The following is a 14,281-nucleotide window of genomic DNA, read 5'->3' as shown; positions in this document are numbered from 1 at the left end:
AACAGTTTATAAATCTCATGCTCCAGACGTAAAGATTATAAGAATGTAGTTTGTTCATATCCTATTTAGGAATGCTGTAAATTTAGAACAATTATCAACTCCTTGTGTACTTATGAGTGAGACAGTAGTTCGCCAACAGTATGACCAAATGGCGCATTTCTATGACCAGAGGTGGAATACTTATATCACCAAGACACTTACTTTTCTCAAAACTTGGACGCATATCTCGCCACAAGCCACAATTCTTGATGTCGCCTGTGGAACAGGGGAATTTGAGCATTTACTACTCAATGACAATCCAACACAACAGATTATGGGAGTAGATATTTCTGAAAATATGCTGCTCGTTGCTAAACAGAAATGTCGTAATTACCTTAATGTCTCATTTTCCACTGCATCTGCATCGGCATTACCTTTTAGTAGTAGCAGTTTTGATGTAGTTGTATCTGCTAATTCGTTTCACTATTTTGATGACCCCGATGCTGCATTGGCGGAAATGAAAAGGGTTCTCAAGCCTGATGGTAAATTAGTAATTTTGGATTGGTGCAGAGATTATATTTTGTGTAAAATATGCGACTTTTTATTGAAAATATTTGATTCAGGACACAAGCAGTGTTACTCCCAAGCTGAATTTCATCAACTGCTTACTTCCTCAAACTTTGAAATATGTGGCGCAACTAAAGTTCGCCTTGGGTTGATTTGGGGCTTGATGCTAGCAACAGCCACACCTAATATTTAAATTTTCTCACCCGTTTATCACAAAGAAACAAACCCTTCGCCATTTCTTAACCAAAAACTAAATGATTAGTACAGTTGCTAGATGGGTAATTTCTCGACGCTGGCTCGTAGTAATTGCTGCACTCATTTCCACATTAGTCATCATCTTTAATACCATCCCCAAAATGCCCCTGGATGTTTTTCCAGCCTTTGCACCTCCCCAAGTCGAAATTGAGACAGCAGCCCCTGGACTAGCACCAGAAGAAATCGAATCTTTGGTGACATTACCAATTGAAAGTGCCATTAATGGAACCCCAGGCTTAACTACCGTTCGTTCCTCTTCTTCAGCCGGACTTTCTGTAGTCAGAGTTGTTTTTGGCTGGGGAACAGATATCTTTCAAGCCCGCCAGTTGATACAAGAACGACTGCAACAAGCCATAAGCAAGCTACCAGAAGGAGTCGAAACCCCACGAATTGCCCCCACAAGCTCCCCCATCGGTACTGTATTAAAGTACGCCTTGACTGTGGAAGGGGAAGGCAATAACCAATCTGCCACCAAAATCGACCTCATGGAAGTCCGCAGAATTGTTGATTGGCAAGTGACGAATCGCCTTTTAGCAGTTCCCGGTGTCAGTCAAGTACTTGTGTATGGCGGCGATGTGCGTCAGTATCAAGTGTTAGTAGACCCCAATAAACTACAAGCTTTTAATGTATCTTTACAACAGGTAAGTGAAGCCGTACAAGCGGCAAATGTCAATGCTCCTGGTGGCTTTTTGACTACTCCTGACAAACAAACTTTAATTCGGGGAATTGGGCGGATTGAATCCCTTGATGATCTTCAACAATCTGTCATTGTCGCTCGTCAAGGAACGCCCGTCCGCCTGAGAGATGTCGCCCAAGTGCAAATTGGTGGTGCTGTGAAAATCGGCGATGGTAGTTTAAATGGGAAAGATGCTGTTGTGGTGATGGTGAATAAACAACCCCTAGCTGATACTCCCACCGTCACCCGCGCTATTGAAGCCGCAATATCTGAGCTAAAAGCAGGTTTACCGAAAGAAATTAAAGTAAATCAAACCTTCCGCCAAGCAGATTATATCGATACTTCGGTGGAAAATGTCAGGTCAGCCTTGGTGGAAGGTAGTATCATTGCAGCAGTTATCCTCATCCCTTTTTTAATGAATTGGCGGACTCTTGGAGTTGTGCTGTTGAATTTTGCCCTGACTTTTATATTTTCATTGCAAGTATTATCTTTTTTGGGCTTGGGGCTGAATACAATGACTTTGGGAGGATTAGCGATCGCCATTGGTACAGCGATCGATGATGCCATTGTCTATGCAGAAAATGTTTTTCGTTTGTTGCGACAAAATAAATACTCTCCCAACCCGCGTCCAGTACTGGAAATTGTTTTTGAAGGAGTACAGGAAGTCCAGGAATCTCTAATTGGGGCAACTTTAATTACTATAGTCGTCTTTTCTCCAATATTTGCCCTCGCTGGTGTGGAAGGTCGGATTTTTGGCCCAATGGGTCTTAGTTATCTGGTGGTAGTTGTAGTCTCTAGCTTAGAAGCGCTGCTTGTAAGTCCGGCTTTATGTGCAATTTTATTACCTCACAATAAAATGTCAGTGAGGGAACCCTTTGTACCAAGAGTTTGTAAAAGGATTTATTACCCTTTTCTCGATTTTGCTATCAGAAATTCGATAGTTGTTATTACTGTGGCTGCGGCGGGAATGATAGCAGGAATTATTATTTTTCCAACTTTAGGACGGGCATTTTTACCTGAATTCCAAGAAACAACTTTGGTAAATACTTTAGCACTTTACCCAGGTACATCTTTAGAAGCTACCAATAGTGCTGCTTTTGCTTTGGAAGATAAACTCAAAGACGACCCTAGATTAAAGTATATTCAATTACGCGCCGGACGCGCCCCCAATGATCCGGATGCTGCACCTGTGAATTTGGCTCACCTTGATATTGGGTTGAGTGACAAAGGAATGAAAAATCGTGCAGCTACTGTGGAATGGTTGCGCGAAGAATTTAACAAAATACCAGGGGCTGCATCTAATATTGGGGGATTTATTGCTCACCGTATTGATGAAATTTTGTCTGGGGTCAGGAGTCAAATCGCGGTCAAAATTTTTGGTTCCGACTTAGAAGAACTTCGCAAGCTTGGAAAGCAAGTTGAAGACGCAATAAAATCTATTCCGGGAATTGTAGATTTACAACTAGAACCACAGATCCCTGTTGAACAAATTCAAATTAAGTTTGACCGTGTTGCTGCATCTCGTTATGGTTTAACTATTGGACAATTATCTAATATTATTGAAACTGCGCTCAATGGAAGAACAGTATCTCAAGTTTTAGAGAAGCAACAAAGCTTTGATTTGGTTGTGTGGTTGCAACCACAGTATCGCAAAAATCTACAAACAATTGAGAATTTGTTAGTTGATACCCCTGATGGGAATAAAATTCCCTTAGCTAAAGTTGCTACGGTTGCCTATGGCACTGGCCCTAATACTATAAATAGAGAAAATGTTTCGCGTTTAATTGTGGTATCTGCTAACGCTAAAGGCAGAGATTTGCGCTCTGTAGTGACAGATATTCAAAATAAAGTTAAGGCACAAGTGCAACTTACTTCAGGTTATTTTATCCAATATGGGGGTCAATTTGAAGCAGAAGAACGAGCCTCACAAAATATTCTGGTTTTCAGTGCTATTTCCTTTGTTGTGATTACAGTACTAATGTATCTTTCTGTGAAATCAATCGCTTCAACAGCAATGATTATGATTAACTTGCCCATTGCACTAGTGGGTGGAGTAATTGCGGTAGCTTTTACAGGTGGAGTTGTTTCTGTAGCCTCATTGGTGGGGTTTGTAACTTTGTTTGGTGTGGCTACTCGAAACGGATTATTATTAGTAGATAATTACACTACAAAAGTTGCGATAGGAATGTCTTTAAAAGAAGTATTGATTGCTGGGTCAATGGAACGACTCAACGCTATTTTGATGACATCTTTAACTTCAGCTTTGGGTTTAGTTCCGTTGATAATTTCAGTGGGGCCAGGGAAGGAAATTTTGCAACCTCTTTCGATTGTAGTGTTAGGTGGGTTGTTTACTTCTACGGCGTTAACTTTGCTGGTTTTACCTGCTTTATATTCTAAGTTTGGTCGGTTTTTGTTACCTAAGCGAATTGCGGCTGTTGTGGAAAATGGGAAGGTAGCGGGATCTGTGTTGGAAAATTGATTTTGGGGATAGGGATGAAATGCGAATTTTACAGCTTTCATCTTCTAAAACAATCAACTGTCAAAAATATTTACCCTCCCTTTTATTTGTTAAGATTCTAGATATTAAAAGCTTTGATAACTATATTTCTTGTTTAATGAACACCTTTACAGTTTTTTAAAGTTTAATAAACTCTGTAAAACCTCACGGAAAAGTGTTTCAGATGGAGCTAGATAAGAAGTTTGTAAGATTTATCAGTATCGATTAATTAGTGTTTCATTTATATTTTTATAAATATCTTAATTTATTCAATATTTATTCAATGGAGGTTAACCTATTCATGCCTAACTCAGCATCTCAGGTAACTAAACTTAAGAGCAAGAATAACGAATTTTCATCTACAGCAGATATAGTGCGTATCTATCTTCATCAAATTGGACGTATACCTCTGTTAACCCATGAGCAAGAAATTTTTTTTGCTCAACAAGTTCAGCAAATGATAGCAATTATTACTGCGAAGGAAAAACTATCTGAAAAATTACAGCGTGAACCCACTCTGCAAGAATGGGCTAACAAGATGCAGTTGAAAGAAGATGTGCTGCTGCAACAACTCAGTCAAGGAAAAATTGCCAAGCAGAAGATGATTCAGGCTAATCTGCGGCTGGTGGTGTCTATTGCTAAAAAATACCAGAAACGCAATATTGAGTTTCTAGACTTAATTCAAGAGGGTACATTGGGGCTAGAACGAGGGGTAGAGAAATTTGATCCAACTCTTGGATACAAGTTTTCTACTTATGCTTACTGGTGGATTCGTCAGGAAATTACACGAGCGATTGCACAACAATCCCGCACCATTCGTTTACCCATTCACATGGGTGATAAGCTGAACAAAATTAAGCGTGTTCAACGAGAGTTATCTCAAAAGCTTGGTTACACTGCCGACGTGACTGAAATCGCCCAAGCGCTTAATCTGGAACCCAGTCAGATTCGAGAATGTTTGCAGTTTGCTCGTCAACCTGTTTCCTTAGATATGCGAATTGGGCCTGAGCAGGATACTCAATTGCAAGATATGCTGGAGGATCATGGAATATCTCCCGAACGCTACGCGGAGCGGGAATTACTCTATCAAGACATTCACAACCTATTAGCAAAGCTGACTCCCCAGCAAAAGGAAGTATTAATCTTGCGCTTTGGTTTAGCAGGTGAACACGAACTTACTCTGGTACAGATTAGTCAACGTATGGGCATTTGTCGGGAACGAGTGCGACAAGTGGAACAACAAGCTCTCACACTTCTACGAAGATATGGGGTTAACTCACACAGCTATCTGGCTGATGCTCCTTAATTTTGAACGCTTGTAGCAGTTATTTGACTTTCACCCTTTGCTTCATCCACCAAAAGGTTCCCAAACCTGCAATAATGACACTGATCGCCATAGCTCCAGTAAACCATTGATTCCCAGACTTGGTTGACTGACTTGATGGTAATTCTTGCTCAATTTTTTGAGAACTTGTAACTGGTGCTGGTGTCGATGCTGCTACACCACTAGCTACTATTACCTCATACTGCATCTGGAAGGGTTTAAAATTACTTTCGACTTTGGGAGTGCAACCTAACTCTAACTGATAAGCTCCTGTTTTAGGAAAAACAACATCTGCACCAGGAATACCCTGATATCTCTCAACTGAAATCGCTTGCACCGCAGGCTGTAGTACAGGCGAATCTTCCTGTTTACGGGGTTGAGAGTAGACAGCCATTTGGCAATTCGCCTCCGACACTGGCAAGATTTTCCCTCCCTTGCGGGTGAGTGCAACCCAGACTCTCGCTGTTTCTCCTGCTTTGGGACTGTGATTTGGTTCAACGTGCCAAGTACCAGCCACATCCCCCGATAGTTGAATGTTATGTGCTAACACTGGGGTGACGAGCAGTGACAGAAATACCGCTCCCATCAAGCTTACATTAATCTTTGATTGGTGTGACATTGTGGTGCATGGCAGCTGGTAGTCGAATTCTTAACTATGGCGATCGCTTCTGTCAAGAGACAAGGTGTCAAACTGAACCGAACGTCATAGCTTGCAAGTAAGTTGAAACTGCCTCAGACTATCTTTAATTAGAGAAATAGCACTGATGCTCAAAAACAAGGCAACCATTAAACTAGCTACTGCATCTGCCCATAGCCAATTAAAAAAATAAACACAACCAGCGGCCAGAATTACACCGATAGAACTGCCAGCATCAGCAATCCCATGTAAGAAAACTCCCCGCAGATTCAAATCATGATGACTATGTTTGTGCAATGGTTGGATAGTTAAACCGTTAATTACTATGCTCAAGGTAGCTACAGCCAGCATGGGTAAGCCTGATACAGGTTGAGGATATTGAAGACGTTCCACAGCTTCTAAAGCAATGAAACCAGCTAAAGTTACTAAACTCGCCCCATTTAGTAACCCTACCCAAGCTTCTATTTGCTGGTACTTAAAATTCGTTTCACCTGAAGATTGACGCTCTGTTAACCAGACTACTAACACTGTCAATCCCAAAGTCACAACATCGGAGAATAGGTGTCCCGAACCTGCTAAAAGTGACAGGCTACCTCCCAAAATTCCAACTCCTAATTCTATTAAAAATAGGCTACTCCGCAGCCCTAAAATTACCCAAAGTAACTTTAACTTTTGCGTATCATCTACAGTTGTGGTGTAGTAATGGTGGGAATATCGCAATTTTTTGTTGGTAAAATTCATCTTTATTTTTTACATTCAAAGCTTCTAGTTTAAAAATTGAGGATAGATGAAAATTAAAGCAATGGAATATAACGGATACTCAACGATGTTTTAATGCCGGTGACAGTATTGAATACATTTGAAATAGTCGAATATAAAGCCTAGCATCTTTGTGTTGTTGCCACTCAATCCAGGCAATCACCCACTGAGATTTACTATGCACTAATAACCAATACCAAAGACGTTTGCTCCAAGTATCTAAATCCTGGGGTACTGTAACATTCAAGTGTAATAACCGGATGGCGTAGGTAGCAGCAGATTTCTCGGCATTTCTAGCAAAGATGAGTAACAATTCTCGTCGATATGCCAAAACTTCCCGTTCAGCCAAGGCTTGGTAAAGTCGGAATGCAGCTCGTTGATGACGATAACTGCATTGGAATCCAAAACATAGGAGCGTTCGCCAATGCAGAACAGAGTTCTTTCGCAATATGTCTTTGTCCATAAAATTTACCGTCTTAGTTAAGAGTAAATTGCAGAACGAGGAGATAGAAAGAGAAACAGAAATTTATTGATCCAGATGCTCTTGTGTTTCAATTTACCGATTATCTATGACCAAGCAAATAAACCTTTCCCCTTTTACCGGACTTACACCCATTATGTTTGAATTGGTGAACTACAAGTTTATCTACCCTTACTTAATTAGTTTTAAACAACGTTTTCTTGAGCAAGAGGACATGGGTAACTCGGATCGCCAGTTTCTATCTGAAACGTGGTGTGTTCAATTCCAAAATGATCTTGAAGCTCTCGATTTACCTGGACTAAAAAAGCATCGCCGGGATGTCCTGTGGGCATTACCAAGTGGGCTGTAAGGGCTGTCTCTGTGGTACTCATACCCCAAATATGAAGGTCATGGACACCAGCTACATCGCGGAGTTCAGCTAGATAAGTGCGGACGGCAAGCGGTTCAATACCTGCTGGTACAGCATCTAATGCCAGGTCTAGAGAGTCTTTCAACAGTTGCCAGGTTCCAACTACCACTACGACAACGATAATTAAACTTACAACTGGATCAAACCACAACCAGCCAGTAAAAACAATGGCAATGCCAGCTAATACAACCCCCAACGAAACTCCGGCATCAGCCGCCATGTGCAGAAACGCTCCTCGAATATTTAAGTCCTTTTGACGACCGGACATAAACATCAAGGCAGTAACTGTGTTGATGATAATCCCTACTACAGCAACGCCGATGACTGTACCTCCCGATACTGAGCTAGGTTCGCTAAAGCGACGAACTGCTTCCCAAGCGATCGCACCCATCGCTAGAAGGAGAACAAGTGCGTTGACGAGAGCCGCCAAAATTGAGGAACGACGCAATCCGTAGGTATGCCGTCGGGTTGGTGGTCGTAGGGTGAGGGCACTTGCTCCCCAAGCTAATAGTAGTCCCAATACATCACTCAAATTGTGACCAGCATCGGCAACCAAAGCAAGCGAGTTTGCTCGGTAGCCATAGACTGCTTCGACAATCACAAATCCGATATTGAGGGCAGTACCAATTGCGAAAGCGCGGTTGTAGTTGCCATGAACGTGTTCATGTCCCTGATGCTTGTGGTCGTGTACCATTGCTTAACCCTTCACAGTCTTAGTTCTAAATAGCCGCATTCCATTTGCAGTAACTAATAAGGAAGTCCCTGTATCTGCTAAGACGGCTACAGCTAACCCAACAAATCCAAAGGTTCCCAACAGCAGAAATAAACCTTTTGTGACTAAAGAAAAGACAACATTCTGTTGAATTACAGATACAGTGCGACGGCTTAGTTCTACTGCATAAGCAAGTCGTCTCAGGTCACTTCCCACGATCACGACATCTGCTGTCTCCAGAGCAATATCTATTCCACCAACCGCAAAACTGATATCCGCAGCAGCAAGCGCAGGGGCATCGTTAATACCATCCCCAACCATACCTACTACTCCTTTTTGACGCAGGAGTTGAATTTCTTCAAGTTTATCTTCGGGTAGCAGTTCTGCTCGGTACTCTGTAATTCCAACTTGCTGGGCAATCTGCTTGGCAACAGCAGTGCGATCGCCTGTCAACATTACCAACCGCTTTAATCCAACCCGCCTCAACTGTCGCAGGGCTTCTGTCGCTTCCAAGCGGATGCCATCGGAAAGTGCGATCGCTCCTAATAACCCTTCATTTGTCCCTATCAGCACCGGAATTTGACCGAGTTGTTCAATGGAAGCTAACAAAGATTCAGCTTCACCAGATAAGCGAATACCTTGGTCTAAAAATAACCGTTGATTGCCTATGAAGTACAGTTGCTCCCTAAAGTTAGCCTGAATCCCTTTCCCAGGTAGTGCTGTAAAATTAATAGGTGCTTCTAACTCCATACCTTGCTCATGAGCCTTGGCTACAATTGCCTTGGAGAGCGGATGTTCAGACTGTTGCTCAACTGAAGCTGCAATCTGTAACACCATGTTTGCGCTTACCTTGCCAAGGTCATAAACCTTTTGTACAATGGGTAGCCCTTGCGTGATTGTACCAGTTTTATCAAAAGCAAAAGTAGTCAAACGTCCGGCGGTTTCCAGGGCATTACCCCCTTTGAACAAAACGCCCTTACGAGTTGCTGCACCAATGGCGCTGACGATTGAAACAGGAGTAGAAATGACTAAAGCACAGGGACAAGCTATTACCAACATCACTAGCGCCCGATAAACCCAGACGTTAAAAGGTTGAGCAAAAGCCAAGGGCGGAATTAGGGCAATGGCGATCGCAATCAAAATTACAATTGGGGTGTATATCTCTGCAAACCGATCTACCCACTGCTGAGAAGGAGCGCGACTTCCTTGGGCTGATTCTACCAAATGAATAATTTTAGAAACAGTCGTATCACTAACAGTGTGAGTTACTTTAACTTCTAAAAAGCCTGATTGGTTCAACGTCCCAGCAAAGACAGTATCGCCTGGAGCTTTATCTTCTGGAATTGACTCTCCTGTAATTGGCGATTGGTCAATGGCACTGCTGCCAGAAATAACTATGCCATCCAACGCCACGCGCCCTCCGGGTCGAAGCGTCAAAATTTCACCAACTTGAATACTTTCAACAGGAACTGTAACTTCTTTATTCCCTCGCTTGACAGTAGCAGTAGGTGGAGTCAAATCCATGAGAGCGCTGATAGCATTACGCGTGCGACCAAAGGTGAAAACTTGCAGTGTTGTACCCAAAGAAAACAAAAACAGGACTAGCGTTGCCTCAAACCAGTCCCCCAAAATTACTGCCCCAATAACTGAAATAGTCATTAGCAAATTCATATCGGCACGGCGCAAGCGCAACTCAAATAAACCTGCCCGTGCAATAGGATAGCCTGCAATTACTATGCCAATTCCATAAAAAGCCCTTGCTATCCAAACCGATAGTGCCAAATGTTGAGTCAGCAAACCCAGTACTAACCCCAATCCTGCTAAAATTACGCTCTGTCCTCGGCGGTTGTTAATCCAGAATTTCCAGCTTGCTGGGTCGCGTTTTTGAGTTGGTTTCGAGACTGAATTATCGTGGTTACGAGTGTGGGTAGGTTGATGAGAACTTGCCTCACCAATCTGTTCAAATGTATAACCCAGAGTCCGAACTCGATCTGAAATTGTCTGTTCATTTACCTGTTGGGGGTCATAGGATACCTGCATTCTTTCAGTCGCAAAGCTAACCGATACCTCTAAAACCCCGGCGATTTGCTGCAAGCCAACCTCAACAGTTTTGGCACAGCTGCCACAATCCATCCCACCGATTTTTGCTTGTAGTTTTTGAGGAGAAGCTACTTCCAAATGCTCATGGTCGCTGTCATGGGAGTGGATGTGATTATGGGGCTTTACTTCATGACTCTGTTCAACTGTATAACCTAAAGCTTTAACTCGGTCGGAAATTGTTTTTTCACTAACCTGTTGCGGATCGTAAGATACCTGCATTCTTTCAGTCGCAAAGCTAACCGATGCCTCTAAAACCCCGGCGATTTGCTGCAAGGCAGCTTCAACAGTTTTGGCACAGTTACCACAGTCCATTCCACCAACTCTTGCCTGTAGTTTTCCAATAACGGCCATTTCAACATCACCGTGATCGTGATTATGGTCGTGTTCACCTTCACAAGAATCGCTGTGATTATGAGACTTTACTTCACTACTCTGCTCAACTGTATAACCCAAGGCAGTTATACGATTTATAATTTCAGCTTCTTTCAGGATCTCTGGGTTATATAAAACTTCGGTTTTTGCAGTTGCAAAGCTCACCGATACTCCCATTACACCGCGCAACTGCTGCAAGCCAGCTTCAATTTTCTTAGCACAGCCTCCGCAGTCCATACCATCAACTTTAAAAAACTGGGTTTTGAAGTCAGGGGTTTGAGTCATAGCAGCTTTACATAAAAAACTACAAAGTTAACTGCCAATATCTTACTACAACAATTGATAAACTATTCAATTGTACAATGATTCTCATTTTAGGTATGATTGGAATTGATAACCATTACTTACGCACAAGACCATGAACAAGGGCAAGGCAAAACAAGACTTCGACAACCGACAAAACTCTGATGTGCCAAGCTGTGACACTCATTTGGTGCATTTAGATCATGTGCGTTCAACTCAAACGCAAATATTAGCAACTTCTAAAGCACAGCAAATAGCAGAAGTTTTTGCAATCCTGGCAGATCCGAATCGCCTACGCCTCCTCTCAGCTTTGGCTAACCAAGAGTTGTGTGTTTGCGATTTAGCCGCATTAACAAAAATGACCGAATCAGCTGTTTGTCATCAACTGCGATTATTTAAAGCGATGCGTTTAGTCAACTATCGTCGAGAAGGTAAAAATGTCTATTACAGTGTGGCTGACAGTCATATCATTAACCTGTACCGTTCTGTAGAGGAACATTTAGATGAAAATAATATAAGTACAAACTTTGTTACGCAACGTGTTTAGCTTTCAAAAATGTTAAGAAAAACTTTGCTTTTTTATTTTTTTGATCTACGATGAGTACTGATTAAAGGGAAGTAGCTAGTAGTTACTTACTTAACCAGTCATCTAAATTAACATACCTAATGCTGATGCCTGTGATAACGCTCATCAATAGCATTGGTGTCAGCCAATCGCCCCAACGCACATATAAGGTCTGCGTATGCTGCCGATAAACTGTATGTATATGAACATCATAAGTATTAATCCTAGAAATCCATAAAGTTCTACCATGAGGGTTTACGATGCCGGAATAGCCTGTATTTGTGGCTCGAACTGCCCAGCGGTCAGTTTCAATAGCCCGCATTACATCCTGGGCATGGTGCTGGGCTGGCATTGCTTTACTATAATGGGCATTGTTAGATGCTGTGAGGATAAACTGCCCACCTGCTGCTGCCTGACGTTGAAAATGCTGGGCAAAAGCCGACTCGTAGCAAATCCCCACAATTGCTCGACCAAAAGGTGTCTCAAATAGCTGGTTTGGCTCCCCAGCAACTAGGTTAGCCTTCAAAGGTGAAAGCCTATTAACGATACTGCCTAAAAGTTGCTCAAAGGGAATGTACTCCCCCAAAGGCACCAGCTTTACTTTGTCATAACGACTGAAAGTCTCGCCAGTGCCGATGATAGTAAATAAACTATTTGTATAAGCACGCCTCCGCTCTCCATACGCTCCTACCCAGGTAACAATGCCTTTGTCCAAAATGGCTAAGTAGAATGACTTGCGCTTTAATTCATTCAAAAAAAATGGTAAGGCTCCTTCTGGTGTTAAAACCGCCTGGACTCTTTGGTTTGCTAAAGTCTGATAGCCATTAGTGTATCTTTCCAAAGCGCGACGCTTACCTTCTGAGAAAAGCTTGATGTTGTTGGGGATGTTCCCCTGAATAATACCCACCTTCAATGCCGCTTCTGGTTGCTCTCTGAGAGGATGGCTGTACAGTCCAAATCCGAGCAGGTGCAACCCCACCAATAGTCCAGTGGCTAGGTTTAAATAGCTCAAATTAAGATGGATGGAATTTAAGCTTGTGGAGATGTGATGAATCGTATTTTTGCCACGGTTAATCCACGCCTCTGCCATCAATCCATTTACTGCTACGAGCGCAGCTGTAACGGTACTAGGGCCAGAGAGTTGACCCAAATGCAAAATCGCCAGATTATAGGGACTCTGAGTAAAAGACAGGGAAGTCCACCACAGTGGCCCAGTGCTCCAGATTGCTTCAAGACTACACCACAGGGCAACGCCAATTAGGACACGATAGCATGTTGGAATTGGGGAATTGGGGAATTGGGAATTGGGAGGAATTAAAAGTGAGCAGAGAAACGTCATCCCAACTGCCCAGATGACGACTAATGCAGTTCCCCAGAAGGTGATGAAAAGCCAGCAAAAGAGGGCGATCGCCAAGCTTGCCCACCAGTTCACTCCCATCCAAGTCATAGGGTGAATTCCAGTGATCCAGGACAGTGCAAGTCCGTGATAGCCAATGCCCCACCAAACTGAAGGATGAAAAACGAAGGATGTACGCTCTTGGCGTTTGGGTTCCCCATTCCTCGAAAAGAGGGTTAAGGGCTTTTTCTGCTTCGCTCTGGTAATAACCAATACCCAGAGAGGAGCCAAGGCAATCCATGCTAGAGGCCATGCCCCCACGGGCACAATACTAAGTCCCATCAAGATACCACTTACCATTGGCAGGTAGAAGTTAGAAGGCAGAAGGCGAAAGACAGAATAATAATTCTTCATTTATCAAAGTTGGTCACGGCAAAAGTTTTTATTTCTATGGGAATTGCGGTTATCAGACAACCCACACTGTCCTTAAGTTTTATACACTTCTAGAGCCAGTGAAGAGGTTTTAACTTGTTTCTACCAATGGTAGTAAACGAGAAACATCTATATAGTGCATAGTGCCATTTCAAAGTTTATGGATTGTTAATTGGAGACAAGGGCTATGTCAGTTAGTTTCTAAATAAAAGCTGATTCGTAAATAAAATCTTAAGGATACCTAATCCAGTACTAGGCATGACTTTCAGAGAATAAACGCTTGACTATTTCAAACCACTGAAATCCTTAAGAGATAAAGACTTTACTCTAGTTTACAAATTAGCTCTAAGGAGTAAATATCCTTATATTAAAACTCCGGTTCGATTAATGAAAAGTTTTTAAGCTCAAAGCCTTGTTGAACAAAAATTGTAGTCTCACTATACTTTCAAAATTCAAGTCAGGTTCCTATATGTTCAAATTTTGTATAACTAAACATATAAACGTTTGAAATATCTAAAATTAATACTGAAAAACTCTGCGTATAATCAAAGAGCCTTTTTACTAAAAACTAAACATGAGCAGCGGAGCAAATGGGTCAATCTTTTAATCTGCCGGACTGAATATAAATTATTTTAATATTAAACATTATCTACAAATATTGGATTTTGTCTATTCAGTATCACAATACTTGAAACAAAAAAATATCACTCATAAAAAAATTAGAGCAGCTAACAGATGAAGCTGTTTGGTGATCGAACACTATTGTAGTACATTTAGTACCTTGAAATCATTGCTTCAAACAGCAATTTTTGACAATAAAAATCATTCTTATTAATATCTAAATTGTTAATGATTTTTATTCTCGCACGGAGATTTA

At 41.9% G+C, this 14,281-nt stretch carries 10 protein-coding genes; 4 read left to right on the top strand and 6 right to left on the bottom strand.

Going from position 1 to position 14,281, the window contains the following annotated elements:
• Positions 1-112: 112 nt before the first annotated feature.
• The 3 genes from AACW45_RS29510 (at position 113) to sigB (ending at position 5,280) form a co-directional block, all read left to right on the top strand.
• Positions 113-739 (top strand): class I SAM-dependent methyltransferase, encoded by a 627-nt coding sequence (locus AACW45_RS29510; protein WP_190636596.1) that lies wholly within the window; start codon positions 113-115, stop codon positions 737-739.
• A 61-nt stretch (positions 740-800) separates the two neighbouring features.
• Complete coding sequence (locus AACW45_RS29505) at positions 801-3,956, top strand: efflux RND transporter permease subunit (RefSeq protein WP_190636594.1); 3,156 nt, start codon at positions 801-803, stop codon at positions 3,954-3,956.
• Between the two features lie 319 nt (positions 3,957-4,275).
• On the top strand, positions 4,276-5,280 hold the full coding sequence (gene sigB, locus AACW45_RS29500; RefSeq protein ID WP_190636593.1) for a sigma-70 family RNA polymerase sigma factor SigB: 1,005 nt from the start codon (positions 4,276-4,278) through the stop codon (positions 5,278-5,280).
• Positions 5,281-5,299: 19 nt separating this feature from the next.
• On the opposite strand, the gene AACW45_RS29495 is transcribed toward sigB, so the two are convergent.
• From AACW45_RS29495 to AACW45_RS29475, 5 genes are all read right to left on the bottom strand, one after another.
• The gene (locus tag AACW45_RS29495) at positions 5,300-5,917 is read right to left on the bottom strand and encodes a hypothetical protein (protein ID WP_190636591.1); all 618 of its coding nucleotides are present in this window, start codon (positions 5,915-5,917) and stop codon (positions 5,300-5,302) included.
• Positions 5,918-6,001: 84 nt separating this feature from the next.
• Complete coding sequence (locus AACW45_RS29490) at positions 6,002-6,676, bottom strand: cation diffusion facilitator family transporter (protein WP_190636589.1); 675 nt, start codon at positions 6,674-6,676, stop codon at positions 6,002-6,004.
• 79 nt (positions 6,677-6,755) lie between these two features.
• On the bottom strand, positions 6,756-7,157 hold the full coding sequence (locus tag AACW45_RS29485; protein ID WP_190636587.1) for a hypothetical protein: 402 nt from the start codon (positions 7,155-7,157) through the stop codon (positions 6,756-6,758).
• 203 nt (positions 7,158-7,360) lie between these two features.
• Positions 7,361-8,278, bottom strand: a complete 918-nt coding sequence (locus AACW45_RS29480) for a cation diffusion facilitator family transporter (RefSeq protein WP_190636585.1) — start codon at positions 8,276-8,278, stop codon at positions 7,361-7,363.
• Between the two features lie 3 nt (positions 8,279-8,281).
• The gene (locus tag AACW45_RS29475) at positions 8,282-11,053 is read right to left on the bottom strand and encodes a heavy metal translocating P-type ATPase (RefSeq protein ID WP_190636565.1); all 2,772 of its coding nucleotides are present in this window, start codon (positions 11,051-11,053) and stop codon (positions 8,282-8,284) included.
• Between the two features lie 133 nt (positions 11,054-11,186).
• On the opposite strand from AACW45_RS29475, the gene AACW45_RS29470 reads away from it, so the two are divergent.
• Positions 11,187-11,618: an ArsR/SmtB family transcription factor gene (locus tag AACW45_RS29470; RefSeq protein WP_190636563.1), complete on the top strand. Its 432-nt coding sequence runs from the start codon at positions 11,187-11,189 to the stop codon at positions 11,616-11,618.
• An 82-nt stretch (positions 11,619-11,700) separates the two neighbouring features.
• On the opposite strand, the gene lnt is transcribed toward AACW45_RS29470, so the two are convergent.
• Positions 11,701-13,386 carry an apolipoprotein N-acyltransferase gene (gene lnt, locus AACW45_RS29465; RefSeq protein WP_190636561.1) on the bottom strand — a complete coding sequence of 562 codons (1,686 nt, stop codon included), beginning with the start codon at positions 13,384-13,386 and terminating at the stop codon, positions 11,701-11,703.
• Between the last annotated feature and the right edge of the window lie 895 nt (positions 13,387-14,281).

It is taken from the genome of Calothrix sp. FACHB-168 (assembly GCF_963889195.1).
In the GTDB taxonomy this organism is placed as follows: Bacteria; Cyanobacteriota; Cyanobacteriia; order Cyanobacteriales; family Nostocaceae; genus Aulosira; species Aulosira anomala_A.
The sequence above is the reverse complement of the archived record's forward strand: the minus strand, read 5'-3'. Positions and strand labels throughout refer to the sequence as shown.